Source organism: Streptomyces sp. V1I1 (genome assembly GCF_030817355.1).
Taxonomy (GTDB): domain Bacteria; phylum Actinomycetota; class Actinomycetes; order Streptomycetales; family Streptomycetaceae; genus Streptomyces.
In genome coordinates this window covers 4,288,031-4,303,408 of record NZ_JAUSZH010000001.1, presented here as the reverse complement: position 1 = coordinate 4,303,408, position 15,378 = coordinate 4,288,031, and the positions used below count along the sequence as shown (strand labels likewise).

Annotated in this window: 14 protein-coding genes, 3 tRNA genes and 1 pseudogene; 8 read left to right on the top strand and 10 right to left on the bottom strand. The window is 69.7% G+C overall.

What is annotated here, in order from left to right; genetic code table 11:
- The 9 genes from purF to purS all read right to left on the bottom strand — a co-directional run bounded on the left by purF (position 1) and on the right by purS (position 9,599).
- Entirely contained in the window at positions 1–1,518 is a 1,518-nt protein-coding gene (gene purF / locus QFZ67_RS20270) for an amidophosphoribosyltransferase (RefSeq protein ID WP_307662489.1), read from the bottom strand.
- Positions 1,519–1,758: 240 nt separating this feature from the next.
- Positions 1,759–2,577 carry an META domain-containing protein gene (locus QFZ67_RS20265; RefSeq protein WP_307662488.1) on the bottom strand — a complete coding sequence of 273 codons (819 nt, stop codon included), beginning with the start codon at positions 2,575–2,577 and terminating at the stop codon, positions 1,759–1,761.
- A 71-nt stretch (positions 2,578–2,648) separates the two neighbouring features.
- On the bottom strand, positions 2,649–3,440 hold the full coding sequence (locus tag QFZ67_RS20260; protein WP_307662487.1) for a maleylpyruvate isomerase family mycothiol-dependent enzyme: 792 nt from the start codon (positions 3,438–3,440) through the stop codon (positions 2,649–2,651).
- A 39-nt stretch (positions 3,441–3,479) separates the two neighbouring features.
- The gene (locus QFZ67_RS20255) at positions 3,480–4,751 is read right to left on the bottom strand and encodes a hypothetical protein (RefSeq protein WP_307662486.1); all 1,272 of its coding nucleotides are present in this window, start codon (positions 4,749–4,751) and stop codon (positions 3,480–3,482) included.
- Between the two features lie 47 nt (positions 4,752–4,798).
- A complete protein-coding gene (locus tag QFZ67_RS20250; RefSeq protein ID WP_307662485.1) occupies positions 4,799–5,653 on the bottom strand; it encodes a M23 family metallopeptidase in 855 nt (284 codons plus the stop codon).
- Positions 5,654–5,677: 24 nt separating this feature from the next.
- Positions 5,678–6,184, bottom strand: coding sequence for a helix-turn-helix transcriptional regulator (locus QFZ67_RS20245; RefSeq protein ID WP_307662484.1), 507 nt, complete (start codon positions 6,182–6,184; stop codon positions 5,678–5,680).
- A gap of 121 nt (positions 6,185–6,305) precedes the next feature.
- Positions 6,306–8,555: a phosphoribosylformylglycinamidine synthase subunit PurL gene (gene purL, locus QFZ67_RS20240; protein WP_307662483.1), complete on the bottom strand. Its 2,250-nt coding sequence runs from the start codon at positions 8,553–8,555 to the stop codon at positions 6,306–6,308.
- Between the two features lie 121 nt (positions 8,556–8,676).
- A complete protein-coding gene (purQ, locus tag QFZ67_RS20235; RefSeq protein ID WP_307662482.1) occupies positions 8,677–9,357 on the bottom strand; it encodes a phosphoribosylformylglycinamidine synthase subunit PurQ in 681 nt (226 codons plus the stop codon).
- Entirely contained in the window at positions 9,354–9,599 is a 246-nt protein-coding gene (purS, locus tag QFZ67_RS20230) for a phosphoribosylformylglycinamidine synthase subunit PurS (protein WP_215092426.1), read from the bottom strand. Before purS ends, purQ begins: the two co-directional genes overlap by 4 nt.
- Before the next feature lie 291 nt (positions 9,600–9,890).
- Here purS and QFZ67_RS20225 point away from each other — a divergent pair, with 291 nt between their 5' ends.
- The 8 genes from QFZ67_RS20225 to QFZ67_RS20190 all read left to right on the top strand — a co-directional run bounded on the left by QFZ67_RS20225 (position 9,891) and on the right by QFZ67_RS20190 (position 14,313).
- Entirely contained in the window at positions 9,891–10,226 is a 336-nt protein-coding gene (locus QFZ67_RS20225; protein WP_307662481.1) for an Lsr2 family protein, read from the top strand.
- A 99-nt stretch (positions 10,227–10,325) separates the two neighbouring features.
- Positions 10,326–10,397, top strand: a tRNA-Gly gene (locus QFZ67_RS20220).
- Positions 10,398–10,477: 80 nt separating this feature from the next.
- Positions 10,478–10,550: transfer RNA gene (locus QFZ67_RS20215), tRNA-Gly, on the top strand.
- Between the two features lie 139 nt (positions 10,551–10,689).
- Entirely contained in the window at positions 10,690–11,607 is a 918-nt protein-coding gene (locus tag QFZ67_RS20210) for an ABC transporter ATP-binding protein (RefSeq protein ID WP_307662480.1), read from the top strand.
- Position 11,608: 1 nt separating this feature from the next.
- A complete protein-coding gene (locus tag QFZ67_RS20205) occupies positions 11,609–12,373 on the top strand; it encodes an ABC transporter permease (RefSeq protein WP_307662479.1) in 765 nt (254 codons plus the stop codon).
- 14 nt (positions 12,374–12,387) lie between these two features.
- Entirely contained in the window at positions 12,388–13,614 is a 1,227-nt protein-coding gene (locus QFZ67_RS20200) for a sensor histidine kinase (protein ID WP_307662478.1), read from the top strand.
- The gene (locus QFZ67_RS20195; RefSeq protein ID WP_307662477.1) at positions 13,611–14,219 is read left to right on the top strand and encodes a response regulator transcription factor; all 609 of its coding nucleotides are present in this window, start codon (positions 13,611–13,613) and stop codon (positions 14,217–14,219) included. The genes QFZ67_RS20200 and QFZ67_RS20195 overlap by 4 nt, the downstream gene beginning before the upstream one ends.
- A gap of 21 nt (positions 14,220–14,240) precedes the next feature.
- Positions 14,241–14,313, top strand: a tRNA-Gly gene (locus tag QFZ67_RS20190).
- A 63-nt stretch (positions 14,314–14,376) separates the two neighbouring features.
- Here QFZ67_RS20190 and QFZ67_RS20185 read toward each other — a convergent pair.
- Positions 14,377–15,277, bottom strand: a pseudogene (locus tag QFZ67_RS20185) (phosphoribosylaminoimidazolesuccinocarboxamide synthase).
- Positions 15,278–15,378: the final 101 nt, after the last annotated feature.

Genomic DNA, 15,378 nt, shown 5'->3' with positions numbered 1-15,378 from the left:
TTACGGGCGACGGAGCGCGTCGGCGGCATCGGCGCCGCCCGCCAGCTCGGTCTCCAGAAGCTGCTTGCCGAGCAGCTCGGGATCGGGCAGATCCATCGGGTACTCGCCGTCGAAGCAGGCGCGGCAGAGATCCGGCTTGGCGATGGTGGTCGCCTCGATCATGCCGTCGAGAGAGATGTACGAGAGGGAGTCGGCGCCCAGCGAGTTGCCGATCTCCTCGATCGTCATGCCGTTGGCGATCAGCTCGGCGCGGGTCGCGAAGTCGATGCCGAAGAAGCAGGGCCACTTCACCGGCGGGGACGAGATCCGGATGTGGACCTCGGCGGCGCCGGCCTCGCGGAGCATCTTGACCAGGGCGCGCTGGGTGTTGCCGCGGACGATCGAGTCGTCGACGACGACCAGGCGCTTGCCCCGGATGACTTCCTTGAGGGGGTTCAGCTTGAGGCGGATGCCGAGCTGGCGGATGGTCTGGGAGGGCTGGATGAAGGTGCGGCCGACGTAGGCGTTCTTCACCAGACCGGAGCCGTAGGGGATTCCGCTGGCTTCGGCGTAGCCGATGGCGGCGGGGGTGCCGGACTCCGGCGTCGCTATCACCAGATCCGCGTCGACCGGGGCTTCCTTGGCGAGCCTGCGGCCCATCTCCACACGGGAGAGATAGACGTTCCGGCCGGCGATGTCGGTGTCGGGGCGAGCCAGGTAGACGTACTCGAAGACACAGCCCTTGGGCTTCGCTTCCGCGAAGCGGGAGGTGCGGATGCCGTTCTCGTCGATGGCGATGAGCTCGCCCGGCTCGATCTCGCGGACGAAGCTGGCGCCGCAGATGTCGAGCGCGGCGGACTCACTCGCGACGACCCAGCCGCGTTCGAGGCGGCCGAGGACGAGGGGGCGGATGCCCTGCGGGTCGCGGGCGGCGTACAGCGTGCCCTCGTCCATGAAGACGAGCGAGAACGCGCCCTTGACGTCCGGGAGCACCTTGCCCGCGCCCGCCTCTATGGTGAGCGGCTTGCCGTCGTCGTCGACCTGGCCCGCGAGGAGCGCGGTGACCAGATCGGTGTCGTTGGTGGCGGCGACCTGGGTGGCCCGGCCGTTTTCCTTGGGGAGGGCGGCGACCATCTCGGCGAGCTGGGCCGTGTTGACCAGGTTTCCGTTGTGGCCGAGCGCGATGGAGCCGTGGGCGGTGGCCCGGAAGGTCGGCTGTGCGTTCTCCCACACGGAGGCGCCCGTGGTCGAGTATCGGGCGTGACCGACCGCGATGTGGCCCTGGAGCGAGCCGAGAGAAGTCTCGTCGAAGACCTGGGAAACCAGGCCCATGTCCTTGAATACGAGGATCTGGGAGCCGTTGCTCACCGCGATTCCCGCGGATTCCTGGCCTCGATGTTGGAGGGCGTACAGCCCAAAGTAAGTGAGCTTCGCGACCTCTTCGCCCGGAGCCCAGACACCGAAGACGCCGCAAGCGTCCTGGGGGCCTTTCTCACCGGGGAGCAGGTCGTGGTTGAGTCGTCCGTCACCACGTGGCACGGCACCGAGTGTAGGCGAGATCGACCACTGGTCCGAATTGGGGATGCGGGGGAGGGGTCGGCGGGGGTGTGGGTGAGGGTGCCGGTGGGGGCCCGATCGGGGCTGGGCCTGCGGGTCAGCGCCCGGAGGGGCGTCCGGACGGGCGTCCACACTGCGGGACGATTGTTGACAGGTACGCGCCCATCAGGCGGGCTGACCCCGTCTGATCACTTACCCCGTGTGATCACTTACCCCCTCTGATTACTTCGCCGGCGCCGCCGTCGCGGCCAGTCCCTTGCCGTCCGCCGCGGTGAGGGACAGACCGCGGTGGTGCAGTTTGTACGTCACCTTGCCGTCGAGGACCTTGAGCAAATGGCTCTCCAGCGTCATCGCCGTGCCCGTGCACACCTTCCGCGTGGTGGCCAGGCGGTCGAAGGTGATCGTGGAGCCGGAGATCTTCGCGGTGCTGGTGAAGGTGTTGCAGCCGAGGCTGCCGCGTACGGAACCGTCCTTGCCGAAGGTCAGATGCGCGTTCTTCTCCGTGCCGGGGGGCAGCGAGGAGGCGGTCTCGCCGGAGAGGAGGGAGTTCACGGTCCACTTGGTGCCGACCAGCGGCGCCGGGGCCTCGGAGGTGAGGGCGATGGAGTCGCCCTTCTCGGTGGTCAGCGTGAGCTTCTCGTCGACGATCTTCGCCTTGAGCTTGCCGGAGAAGGCCGCCCGCAGCGCGTCCTCGAAGCCCTGGATGTCCTTGGCGCAGCCCATCTCGGTCATCTCGCCCGGGCCCACGGTGATCGTGTCACCGTCGACCTTGACGTCCGCGCCGAAGTGGTTGCAGCCGTAGTTGCCCTGGGCGCGACCCTTGCTGGTGATCTCGACGTGCGCGCCGTCCGGGGCCGCGGACTTCTTGCCGTCGACGGTCACGCTGTCGACGGACCAGTGGACGCCGGTGAGGGGCAGATCGGTCGTGACCGATCCGTCTCCGTCTCCGCCGGCACCGGATCCGGAACCCGATTCCGTGCCGCAGGCGGCGAGGGCGAGTAGGGCCAGGGCGGTGACAGGAATGCTCAACTGGTTACGCATACCGATGGGACGGGGGTGGCGGAGCTCTGGTTCCCCCCGTTCCCCCGGTTGCCGCGGCCTGAACGCCGCCGTCAGCCCAGGATCGGGAGCAGCCCCGAAAGGTCGGCGCGCTCGCCGCTCGCGCTGACCTTCGCCGCGTCGACGGCCTCGGCCCATCCCGTACGCCCGGTGGCGAGGCGGATCCAGGTCAGCGGGTCGGTCTCGACGACATTGGGCGGGGTGCCACGGGTGTGCCGCGGCCCCTCGACGCACTGGACGACTGCGAACGGCGGCACCCGCACCTCGACCGATCCGCCGGGCGCCTTCACCGCGAGGGCGTCGGCGAGCAGGCGCGTGCAGGCCGCGAGCGCATTGCGGTCGTACGGGATGTCCAGCCCGGTCGCCGCGTTCAGATCGTCGGTGTGGACGATCAGCTCGACGGTCCGGGTGACCAGGAAGTCCCCGAGCCGCATCCCGCCGAACCGCATCGGCACCAGCCGGTTCTCGGAAGCGGTCGGCAGCAGCTCTTCGAGCCGGGCCGTCGTACGCGCGAACAGCTCGCCGGGCTCGGAGGCCGCCGCGAATGCCCTGGTGTCCTCGTCGACCTGCCCGGCGGCCGTGACCGTCGCGAACGGCCAGTCCAGCAGGGCGACGTCCGCCTTCTCCGGCTCGGGCAGGGTGAGGTAGCGGGCTACGAGGCCGGCGACCAGGGCGATGTGCGCGGTCAGTTCGCGCACGGTCCAGTCCCCGAGGCGCGTGGGCAGCGCGAACTGCTCGGGTGTGAGGGTGTTTACCGCCTGCCCTACCTGCCCGAACTGCGCGAGCACGGCGGCGCGGATGGTGGCGTGGTCGTAACTGCGGGTGCGCTTCTTGGCCGGTGGCATGGAACCGACACTAAGGGTTGGGTACGACAGCGGCCGTGGTCACTTCGTGGCGAAGTCCGCGGGCTTGGGGAACTTCACATCCGTGCAGCCGCGGCGCTCGGTGACGTCGTCGGCGTACGCACGCAGCAGCGCGCCCAACTGCTTGCCGACAGCCTTCTCGTAGTGGTCGGCCACGGTCAGGGTGTGCACGGTCGGTACGCCCCGGCAGACGGCCGAGGCCCACCAGACGTTCGCCCGCGGATAGCCGCCGGCGGTGCCGGGTGCGAGGTGGCGCTGGGACTTGTAGCCGGCCTCCGCGTACATGACTTTCGCCTCGTCCCCGAACCAGGAGTCCAGGGCGGCCCACCACGGGTCGATACCGTGGAGCCCGTCGTCGGCCTCCTCGCCGCTTTCCCGCGCGGCCCGCGCAGTGGCGGACGGGCTGAGCGCCAGCAGGCAGCGCTCGCTCCAGGCCTGCCCGGCGGCGGGGGTGGAAAGGGCCCGGTCGGGGAGGTGCCCGCGGGCGGAGGTCCGCAGCAGCCGTGGGTACCAGGCGCAGGTGCCGTCCGCCCGCGCGGCGGGGGTGAGGCGGCGGCCGGGTGCCGCCAGGGTGGCATCGGGCGCTTCGGGCACCTTCGTCGCGCAGCCCAGCTTGTCGGCGGCCCTGCGCGCCGCGTGTACCGCGATGTCCGCGAGGCGCGCCCGGTCGCCGGTCGGCACGTCGTCGTACATCGCCGACACATCGATGGTCAGAGAGGTCAGAGAGGCCCCCGAGGTCCCCGAGGTCGAGCCGGCCTTCGAGGCCGGCTTCGAGCAGACTGCGTTGACCGAGACAGTGTCGTCGTCGAACGTGCCGAGGCGGCCGTCGCCAAGCGGCTGGTCGGGTGTGTAGTCCGCGGTGCTCGTGAGGTCGTCGGGCCGGTCGTCGTCGTAACGGTCGCCGAAGGGCTCCTCCTCCCGCGCCCCGACGATGTTGCCGTACTCCTCGTTCGGCCGCGGAGTGAACGACAGGGCGAAGTATCCGTAGCTGGTGCCGGGTTCACCGACCCGGTAGATCTCGCACGAGCCCGGGACCGAGGGGTGCAGGTCGAAGCTGTCGCTGTACGAACTGCCCACCTTGGCCCGGTCGATCCCGCCGCCCAGGTCCATGACCGCGGCCGGATCGACCACGTCCCCACAGGCCTCCGCGATCGCCTTCTCGCTTGCCGCCCGGTCCCTGTTCTCGTCGTACTCCAGCCAGAAACCCCAGCAGGCCCCGCCGATCCCCGCCACCGCCACCGCGCACAGCAGCCGGTTGACCGTATTACGCAGACGGCTCCCGCGGTCCGGCATGGACTCCCCCGTACGACGAGCCGGTGTCGGCCCGGCCGCCGAAGTTGTCAGGCCGGCAGCACCGGCTCCCCGGCGGTGAACGGCTCGCCGTTCCTCGGGACTCCGATACCCCGCCACCGGAACGGGATGCCCCGCGCCGTGTCCAGATCGGGCCCGTCCATCAGCTGGAAGTGGACATGCGGCTCGGTGGAGTTGCCGGAGTTCCCGCAGCGGGCGAGCTGCTGTCCGGCCCGCACCCGGTCGCCTTCGCGGACGGCGAGCGAGCCGCGCTGGAGGTGCGCGTACATCGCGTACGTACCGTCCCCGAGGTCCAGCACGATGCGGTTGCCCGTGACGCGCGTGGCGCCGCCCATCTCCCGTACGGCTGCCTCGATGAGCATCAGATAGACCAGCGCCGGAAGGGAGTTGCGGCTCAGATGGTCGCGCTGGCCGTCGGTCGCGCGGACGACGGTGGCGTCGGCCACCGCGAGCAGCGGGGCCCCGAAAGCCGGGAAGTCGCGGCTGCGGCGGACGACGGGCCACAGCCAACGGAAGGCGGGACGGGAGCCGTCCTTCGCCTCCGGGAGCCCTTCCGCCTCCGGGAGCCCTTCGGGTTCGGCCACGATGTCGATCGCGTACGTCTGTCCGTAGCCGTGCGTGCCATGGCTCGGGACCTTGTCCGCAGGGCTGTTCAGCGCCGACCAGCGGCCCGCCACCGGCGCGTCCACCTCGACGGCGGGCGGCCGCCCCGCCTGTTCCGCGTGGGCCTTACGGCTCATCCCGAGGGCGATGGCAATCGCCAGTGCCGCTGGCAGCCAGACCCATGCCAGCGGCAGATCGGTGAGAGACGCGACGACGACCAGGGCGATGAAGGCCACGATGCAGCAGCGATAGACGATCATGAGCAGCTTACGGACGGACATACTGATTCCCCCTCGGCGATCACGTCAGTGCGGGCGGGCTGCGGCCAGCACCACGAGCAGTGGCACCACCCGGGTGCCCGGCACCTCGTAGCGGCCACGGCTCGGCGTGTGCAGCCAGCCCGCGCCGGTCAGCTGGCGCAGATGGTGGTAGATCTGGCCTGTCGTGCCGAGGCCTTCGAGCTCGGTCAGTTCGGCAGCCGTACGCCGGCCGCCGAGGATCTCCCGCAGCAGCCGCAGCCGTACGGCATTGCCGAGCGCCGCGAAGGACTCCGCGGTCTGCTCCCAGTCGGCGGCGAGCAGGCCGTCCGTGAGCGCGCCGTACTGCCACTCGTACCGCTCCTGCGTGGGCAGTCGTACGGACCCGGTGAACAGCACACCGCCGTCCGGCGCACCGGCCCCGGCGAGCTGCTGCTTGAGGCCGTCCAGTGCCCAGAAGTCGCCGGCGCCCAGCTCCGGCGCCTCGGCCGGCCCCGCGCTCTCCAGCGCCGCGAACCGGCGCTCCAGCTCGGCGACGCGCTCCTCCAGATCCATATTCCAAATCTACGTAGTTACGTAATCCCGCGCAAGAGGGAAACGGCTGAGCCCCCACCCCGAGAGGGGTGGGGGCTCAGCCGGCAGCGCGCGATCCAGCAGACGGCCGGAGCAGCAGACGTCAGACCAGCAGACCGGGAATGGTCTCCTCGTGCGCCGTACGCAGCTCGCTCAGCGGGATGCTGAACTCGCCCTGGATCTCGACCTCTTCGCCGTCCACGACGCCGATCCGCGTCACCGGCAGCCCCCTCGCCCCGCACATGTCGTTGAAGCGGAGCTCCTCGCTGCGCGGCACCGAGACGACCGCGCGCCCCGCCGACTCGCTGAACAGGAACGTGAACGCGTCCAACCCGTCGGGCACGATCAGCCGCGCGCCCGTCCCGCCGCGCAGGCACGACTCGACGACCGCCTGGATCAGACCGCCGTCCGACAGGTCGTGCGCCGCGTCGATCATGCCGTCGCGGGATGCGGAGATCAGGATCTCGCCGAGCAGCTTCTCGCGGTCCAGGTCCACGGCCGGCGGCAGTCCGCCGAGGTGGTCGTGGATCACCTGGGACCAGGCCGAGCCGCCGAACTCCTCACGCGTGTCGCCCAGCAGGTAGAGGAGCTGGCCCTCTTCCTTGAAGGCGATCGGCGTGCGGCGGTTGACGTCGTCGATCACACCGAGGACCGCCACGACCGGCGTCGGGTGGATGGCGACCTCGCCGGTCTGGTTGTAGAGCGAGACATTGCCGCCCGTGACGGGGGTTCCCAGCTGGAGGCAGCCGTCCGCGAGACCGCGCGTGGCCTCCGCGAACTGCCACATGACGGCCGGGTCCTCGGGCGAGCCGAAGTTCAGGCAGTCCGAGATGGCGAGCGGTTTGGCGCCGGATGCGGCGACATTGCGGTACGCCTCCGCCAGCGCGAGCTGCGCGCCCGTGTACGGGTCGAGCTTCGCGTACCGGCCGTTGCCGTCGGTCGCCATGGCCACGCCCAGGTTCGACTCCTCGTCGATCCGGATCATGCCCGCGTCCTCGGGCTGGGCCAGCACGGTGTTGCCCTGCACGAAACGGTCGTACTGGTCGGTGATCCAGGACTTCGACGCCTGGTTCGGCGAGGAGACCAGGGCGAGGACCTGCTCACGCAGCTCGTCGGAGCTCGCCGGCCGGGGAAGCTTGTTCGCGTCGTCGGCCTGGAGCGCGTCCTGCCACTCGGGACGGGCGTAGGGACGCTCGTACACCGGGCCCTCGTGGGCAACGGTCCGCGGCGGGACGTCGACGATCTGCTCGCCGTGCCAGAAGATCTCCAGACGCTCGCCCTCGGTCACCTCACCGATGACGGTGGCGATGACGTCCCACTTCTCACAGATCTCCAGGAAGCGCTCGACCTTGTCGGGCTCGACGATCGCGCACATGCGCTCCTGCGACTCGCTCATGAGGATTTCCTCGGGCGAGAGGCTCGCGTCACGCAGCGGGACGGTGTCGAGCTCGACGCGCATACCGCCGGAGCCGGCGCTCGCCAGCTCGCTCGTCGCGCAGGACAGGCCAGCGCCGCCGAGGTCCTGGATGCCCGCGACCAGCTTCTCCTTGAAGATCTCGAGCGTGCACTCGATGAGGAGCTTCTCCTGGAAGGGATCGCCGACTTGGACGGCGGGGCGCTTGGCGGGACCCGTCGAATCGAACGTCTCGCTCGCCAGGACCGAGACGCCGCCGATGCCGTCGCCGCCCGTGCGGGCGCCGTACAGGATGACCTTGTTGCCGGGGCCCGAGGCCTGCGCGAGGTGGATGTCCTCGTGCTTCATCACGCCGATGCAGCCCGCGTTGACCAGCGGGTTGCCCTGGTAGCAGGCGTCGAAGACGACCTCGCCGCCGATGTTCGGCAGGCCGAGGCAGTTGCCGTAGCCGCCGACGCCCGCGACGACGCCCGGCAGGACGCGCTTGGTGTCAGGGTGGTCGGCAGCGCCGAAGCGCAGCGGGTCGACGACCGCGACCGGGCGGGCGCCCATGGCGAGGATGTCGCGGACGATGCCGCCGACGCCGGTGGCCGCGCCCTGGTAGGGCTCGATGTACGACGGGTGGTTGTGCGACTCGACCTTGAAGGTGACCGCGTACCCCTGGCCGACGTCCACGACGCCGGCGTTCTCGCCGATGCCGACGAGCATCGCGTCGTTCTCCGGGACCTTCTCGCCGAACTGCCTGAGGTGGACCTTGCTGCTCTTGTACGAGCAGTGCTCGGACCACATCACGGAGTACATGGCGAGCTCGGCACCGGTGGGACGGCGGCCGAGGATCTCGTGGATGCGCTCGTACTCGTCCTGCTTGAGACCGAGTTCGGCCCAGGGCTGCTCGACGTCCGGGGTCTCGGTCGCGTGCTTGACCGTATCCAGGCTCATGCTGCGGCCCTTTCGTTCTCCCCCAGAGCTGACGCCTGGGTGGTGCCCCCATCTCCGCCCGCGCGGCGCAGAGGTGCGGCATGCTTCTTCGTCTGCAGCCCGGCGGCCACGCGTGCGTCGCTCACAGGGAGACCAGCTTCTTGAGGATCGAGGTGAAGAAACCGAGGCCGTCGGTGCGGCCCGTGCCGATCAGGGGCTCGACGGCGTGCTCCGGGTGCGGCATCAGGCCGACGACATTGCCCGCGGCGTTGGTGATGCCGGCGATGTCGCGCAGCGAACCGTTCGGGTTGAAGTCCAGATAGCGGAAGGCGACCCGGCCCTCGGCCTCCAGCTCGTCGAGCGTGCGCTCGTCGGCGACGTACCGCCCGTCCATGTTCTTGAGCGGGACCGAGATCTCCTGGCCGGCGGTGTAGTCCGCGGTCCAGGCCGTCTCGCTCGTCTCCACCCGCAGCTTCTGCTCACGGCAGATGAAGTGCAGGTGGTTGTTCTGGAGCATGGCGCCCGGCAGCAGATGCGACTCGGTGAGGATCTGGAAGCCGTTGCAGATCCCGAGAACCGGCATACCGGCCTTCGCCTGGTCGATGATCGTTTCCATCACCGGCGAGAACCGGGAGATGGCTCCGGCCCGCAGATAGTCGCCGTAGGAGAAACCTCCGGCGAGAACCACGGCGTCGACCTGCTTGAGGTCCTTGTCGCGATGCCAGAGCGAGACCGGTTCGGCGCCCGCGAGACGTACGGCGCGCAGGCTGTCCCGGTCGTCGAGCGTGCCGGGGAATGTGACGACTCCGATACGAGAGGTCACGACTCCACCTTCACGACGAAGTCCTCGATGACGGTGTTGGCGAGGAACGTTTCGGCCATCTCATGGATGCGGGCGAGGGCGGCGTCGTCGACCGGCCCCTCCACCTCCAGCTCGAAGCGCTTTCCCTGACGTACGTCCGCGATTCCGTCGAATCCGAGACGGGGCAGTGCACGCTGTACTGCCTGTCCCTGGGGGTCGAGGATCTCGGGCTTGAGCATGACGTCGACTACGACGCGTGCCACGGGCACTCCCGGTGGTGTGTTGCGAGGGCGGTTCCCTCAGCGTACCCGCCCGAAAAATCTACGCGGGTAGATATCGGGAGAACGCGCAACGAAAATCCAGGGAAAATATCCCGCCACCCATTGCCCCGGACACGCGCATGTAATTGGCTGGGCTTCACAATGCGCCGCCTGTCGCTGTACAAAGGAATACAGAGGAAAGCAGCATTGCCCCTCAGCATCCGCAAAGTCGGTATCGCCGCATGTCGCAGCAGCATGTCAAACCGGTGATACCGCAGGAAAGGACCGATATCCGTGGCTCAGCGAGTAGTGGTCACGCTCTCCGACGACATCGACGGCGGAGAAGCGGCGGAAACGGTCGCGTTCGCCGTGGACGGGAAGTCGTACGAGATCGACCTCAATCCCTCCAATGCAAAGAAACTGCGCAAGGCCCTGGCCCCGTACATGGCGGCCGGCCGGAAGCAGACAAACGCCGGGAAGCGTGACAAGTCCCGCATCACCTACCGGCACACCTTGCTCGAGCCCGCCCCGGCGGCCGTTCGGGCCTGGGCGCAGTCGAACAAGATGGACGTGCCTGCCCGCGGCCGAATCCCCAAGAGGGTCTACGAGGCCTTCCGCCAAGCCAGTTGAGGGCCCGAGCGGATCGGAGTTGCGCTGCACCCCTGGCGGTCGGCTAGAGTCTGGAGCACGCCGAAGGGCGAGGCCGCAAGGCCCCGTCTCACGCAGCGTGCGGGTGTAGTTCAGTAGTAGAACATCCCCCTTCCAGGGGGAAGGCGCAGTGTGCAATTCCTGTCACCCGCTCTGCATCGCTTTAGCGGCCACTGATGTGGATCAGGTAGAGTGGTGGACGCACCGCCCAGTGAGAGCTGAGCGGCAGCAATGCGGACGTGGCTCAGTTGGTAGAGCATCACCTTGCCAAGGTGAGGGTCGCGAGTTCGAATCTCGTCGTCCGCTCAGAGAAGAAGGCCCTGGTCGATTCGACCGGGGCCTTCGTCGTATGCGCTGGACGGGTGCGAACCCTGATGACATTTGTCATCGGGGCCGGTGACAGCGCGCACTGCCCGTCGCTCCTCGTCGGCTGAAGCCTTGAGTCATGACCAGCGACGAGTACGTGATCGAGGCGGAAGGGCTGCGGCGGACCTACGCCGGTGGCTTCGAAGCAGTGACCGGGATCTCCTTCTCCGTGGCGCGCGGCGAGATCTTCGCCCTGCTCGGAACCAATGGCGCGGGCAAGACCTCCACGGTCGAGCTGCTGGAGGGCCTCGCCGCCCCCGACGACGGGCGGGTGCGGGTACTCGGCCACGATCCCTTCCGCGAGCGCGCCGCCGTCCGGCCCCGGATCGGCGTGATGCTCCAGGAGGGCGGCTTCCCCTCCGACCTGACGGTCGCCGAGACCACCCGGATGTGGGCGGGGTGCACCAGCGGGGCCCGCCCCACCGGGGAGGCGCTGAAGCTGGTGGGGCTCGCGGAGCGCTCCGGCGTACGGGTCAAGCAGCTGTCGGGCGGTGAGCGGCGGCGGCTGGATCTGGCGCTGGCGCTGCTCGGGCGGCCCGAGGTGCTCTTCCTCGACGAGCCGACGACCGGTCTTGACGCCGAAGGGCGACGCGACACCTGGGAACTGGTGCGGAGGCTGCGGGAGGACGGCACCACCGTGCTGCTGACCACGCACTATCTGGAGGAGGCCGAGGCGCTGGCCGACCGGCTGGCGATCATGCACCGGGGGCGGATCGTGACCACGGGGAGCCCGGCCGAGGTGACGGCCGCCCGGCCTGCCCGCATCCGTTTCGTACTGCCCGAGGGGGTGGCGGCAGGGCGGCTGCCACTCTCGCTGCGGGCCGCGGCGGCCGGCCGGCGGATCGAGATCCGTACGCACCGGTTGCAGCAGGCGCTCGAAGAACTGCTGCGGTGGGCGCGGGAGTCGGACGTACGGCTCGAAGGGCTGGATGCCCGCACTGCCTCGCTCGAAGAGGCCTTCCTCGATATCGCGCAGACTCAGACGGCGGGTGTGTGACATGACTGCGACGGCCGGACGGCTGACCGCTCTCGGGCGGGCCGAACTGACTCTTCTCCTGCGCAACCGGACCGCACTCTGCGTGGCGCTGCTGATGCCCGGGGCGATGGTGGTGGGGACGAAGTCGTCGCTGGACCAGATCGATCCCGACCAGGCCGGGATGAGCGCCGCCGAGGCGGCGATGACCGGCGGGATCGGCATGGTGCTGATCCTTGTCGTCCATCTCAACCTCGTTTCGGCCTATGTGGCCCGGCGCGAGGAGCTGGTGCTCAAGCGGCTGCGTACAGGGGAGGTGCCGGACCGCGAGATCCTCGTCGGGACGGCACTGCCCGCCGCCGGTCTCGCCCTCGCGCAGTGCGTCCTGCTGGTGGTGGCGGGGGTCGCGCTCCTGCACCTGGGGGCGCCGGAGCGGCCCGAACTGCTCGTGCTGGGCGTGGTGTTGGGGATAGTGCTGCTGACCGCACTGGCGGCAGTGACGTCCGCGGTGACCCAGACCGTGGAGAGCGTACAGATCACCACCATGCCGATGTTCGTGATCTCGATGGCGGGCTCCGGTCTCTTCCTACCCCTGGAGGTGATGCCGGAGAAGCTCGCGTCGATCTGCGAACTGCTGCCCCTGACCGGGGTGATGACGCTCGTACGGGCCGGATGGCTGGGCGGGGCCGACGCCAAGGACCTGCTGGGTGCCGCCCTGACGACGCTGGCCTGGACCGCGATCTCGGTGTTTGCTGTTCAGCGGTGGTTCCGATGGGAGCCGCGCCGCTGACTGAGGGGGTCCCTGTGCGGGTGAAGGGCTGGAGCGGTCGCAGCGGGCTTGCCAAGGTGGACCTCTACACGCGCGGCACGGTCCATCTGATCGTGTGGGTGGGCGTCCTCGGGCTGACGCTGCTGCTGCTGGGCCAGCCCCTCCACGAGGACTGGCAGCTGGTCCTGGTCGGGACCGCCTCGGTGCTGGCCATCGCGGAGGGGGTGCTCTGCGGACGGCTCGCCCGGCACGCGATGGACGCCTATCTGGGGCAGGGGCAGGTGCCCCGGAGGCTGGTCTCAAGGGCGGCAGCGGTGACGGCCGGGACGACGGCCGCCGTGGTGGCGCTGGGGGCGACGGTCGATCTGACCGGGCTGCTGCCGACGATGCTGGCGGCGGCGCTGGCGCCCTTCCTGGCCGTCCACAGCCTGCTCATGAGCAACCGGACCACGGCCGTGATCCAGCTCGCGGTGCTGGCCGTGGTGTGCGGGATGGTTTCGCTGACCGGGCGCACGGCCGATGAGGTGGTGTTCGCCGTCGTGACCACCGGCTTCGTGAACGGGTGGATGGCCTTCACGGCCCGCTGGTCCATGTGGGTGCTGGCGGTGATGTGGGAGCTGCGAGAGGCGCGTGACGTACAGGCGCGGCTGGCGGTCGCGGAGGAGCGACTGCGCTTCGGCCGCGATCTGCACGACGTGATGGGCCGTAACCTCGCCGTCATCGCGCTGAAGAGCGAGCTGGCGGTGCAGCTGGCGCGGCGCGGGAGGCCTGAGGCGGTCGACCAGATGGCCGAGGTCCAGCGCATCGCCCAGGAGTCGCAGCGAGAGGTACGGGACGTGGTGCGCGGCTACCGGGAGGCGGACCTGAGCGTGGAACTGGAGGGTGCGTGGGGCGTCTTGGCGGCGGCCGGGATCAGCTGCACCGTCCGGTCCGGGGACGCCGAGCTGCCCGTGGGCGTCCAGTCGGCGCTGGGCTGGGTGGTCCGTGAGGCCACGACGAACGTGCTGCGGCACGGGGACGCACGGTGCTGCACGATATCGCTGCGCACCGCGGACGACGCGGTGGTGCTGGTCGTCGAGAACGACGGGGCGGCCGAGGCGGCAGCCGGCACCCCGGGCTCGGGCCTGGCGGGCCTGCGGGAGCGGCTGTCCGCCGTGGACGGCACGCTGGAGGCGGGACCGGCGCGAGGCGGGCGGTTCCGCCTGACGGCCCGCGTTCCACTGGGACAGCGGACGGGACAGGACATGGAGGAGGCGGTGTGACCGTACGGGTACTGCTCGCCGATGACGAGCATCTGATCCGCGGCGCACTGGCCGCGCTGCTCGCGCTCGAGGACGATCTCGTGGTGGTCGCCGAGGCGGCCTCGGGCACCGAGGCCCTCGCCATGGCGCGGGCCAACCGGCCCGATGTCGCAGTCCTCGATCTTCAGATGCCCGCCCCGGACGGTGTGAGCGTGGCCACATCCCTCCGTGCCGAACTGCCCGAATGCAGGACGATGATCGTGACCAGCCACGGACGGCCCGGGCACCTGAAGAGAGCGCTGGCCGCGGGCGTGCGGGGCTTTGTCCCGAAGACGGTCAGCGCCCAGCGGCTGGCGGAGATCATCCGTACCGTGCACGCCGGAAACCGTTATGTGGACCCGGAGTTGGCGGCGGACGCGATCTCCGCGGGCGACTCGCCGCTGACCGCCCGCGAGGCGGAGGTGCTGGAACTGGCGGCGGACGGGGCACCGGTCGCGGAGATCGCGGAGCGTGCCTCGCTGTCCCAGGGGACCGTGCGGAACTACCTCTCTTCCGCCGCCTCCAAACTGGGGGCCGAAAATCGGCACGCGGCGGTGCGTCTCGCACGCGAGCGAGGTTGGGTATAGTGGTCTCCGCGCACGGCGCATGCGGACGTAGCTCAGTTGGTAGAGCGCAACCTTGCCAAGGTTGAGGTCGCCAGTTCGAACCTGGTCGTCCGCTCAGATTGAAGGCCCCGGTCACCACGACCGGGGCCTTCTTCGTGTCTACGACCAGCCTTCGTGGCTACGACCAGCTCGTGCCGGCAAGCAGCTCGTACGCCTCGATGTACTTGGCGCGGGTCGCGTCGACGATCTCCTGCGGGAGGGCCGGCGGCGGCTGTTCGCTCCTGCGGTCCCAGCCGGAGGCGGGCGAGGTCAGCCAGTCGCGGACGTACTGCTTGTCGTACGAGGGCTGGGCGCGGCCGGGCTCCCAGGTCGCGGCGGGCCAGAAACGAGAGGAGTCCGGGGTCAGCACCTCGTCGGCGATGACGAGCTCGTCGCCCTCGAAGCCGAACTCGAACTTGGTGTCGGCCAGGATGATGCCGCGGTCGCGGGCGATGTCGCGGGCCCGGCTGTAGACGGCGAGGGTGGTCTGGCGCAGCTGGGCGGCGGTCTCGGCGCCGACCTGGCGGACCACTTCCTCGTAACTGACGTTCTCGTCGTGGTCGCCGACGGCCGCCTTGGTGGCGGGCGTGAAGATCGGGGCGGGGAGCTCGGCGCCGTCGGAGAGGCCCTCGGGCAGCGCGATCCCGCAGACGGTACGGGTCCTCGTTGTACTCGGCGAGGCCCGAGCCGGTGAGGTAGCCGCGGGCGACGCACTCGACCGGGACCATGCGCAGGGACTTGCAGACGAGGGTGCGGCCCGCCCAGTGGGCGGGGGCACCGGCGGGCAGCTCGGTGGAGATCACATGGTTGGGGACGAGGTCCTCGAGGCGCTCGAACCACCACAGCGACAGCTGGGTGAGGACCCGGCCCTTGTCGAGGATCTCGGTGGGCAGCACCCAGTCGTAGGCGGAGATGCGGTCGCTTGCGACCATCACGAGGTCGCCCGCCTCGTTCTGGTACAGGTCGCGCACCTTGCCGGTGTGCAGATGTACCAGGCCCGGCACCTGAAGCGGCTCGGGCTTTTCGACGAATCCGGACACGGTTCCTCCCCGTGGTTGAACAAAAGGGGCGCCCAGAAGGGGCACAAGTAGGGCGGTGGTGGGAGACGGGCGGGCCAGTCGCCTCGATTCTCCCGTATGCG

Bases quoted from the DNA above. Each gene is read 5' to 3' on its own strand.
- QFZ67_RS20265 (WP_307662488.1), bottom strand. From the start codon at position 2,577: ATGCGTAACCAGTTGAGCATTCCTGTCACCGCCCTGGCCCTACTCGCC.
- QFZ67_RS20260 (WP_307662487.1), bottom strand. From the start codon at position 3,440: ATGCCACCGGCCAAGAAGCGCACCCGCAGTTACGACCACGCCACCATC.
- QFZ67_RS20255 (WP_307662486.1), bottom strand. From the start codon at position 4,751: ATGCCGGACCGCGGGAGCCGTCTGCGTAATACGGTCAACCGGCTGCTG.
- QFZ67_RS20250 (WP_307662485.1), bottom strand. From the start codon at position 5,653: ATGTCCGTCCGTAAGCTGCTCATGATCGTCTATCGCTGCTGCATCGTG.
- QFZ67_RS20245 (WP_307662484.1), bottom strand. From the start codon at position 6,184: ATGGATCTGGAGGAGCGCGTCGCCGAGCTGGAGCGCCGGTTCGCGGCG.
- purL (WP_307662483.1), bottom strand. From the start codon at position 8,555: ATGAGCCTGGATACGGTCAAGCACGCGACCGAGACCCCGGACGTCGAG.
- QFZ67_RS20210 (WP_307662480.1), top strand. From the start codon at position 10,690: ATGACCAGCGACGAGTACGTGATCGAGGCGGAAGGGCTGCGGCGGACC.
- QFZ67_RS20205 (WP_307662479.1), top strand. From the start codon at position 11,609: ATGACTGCGACGGCCGGACGGCTGACCGCTCTCGGGCGGGCCGAACTG.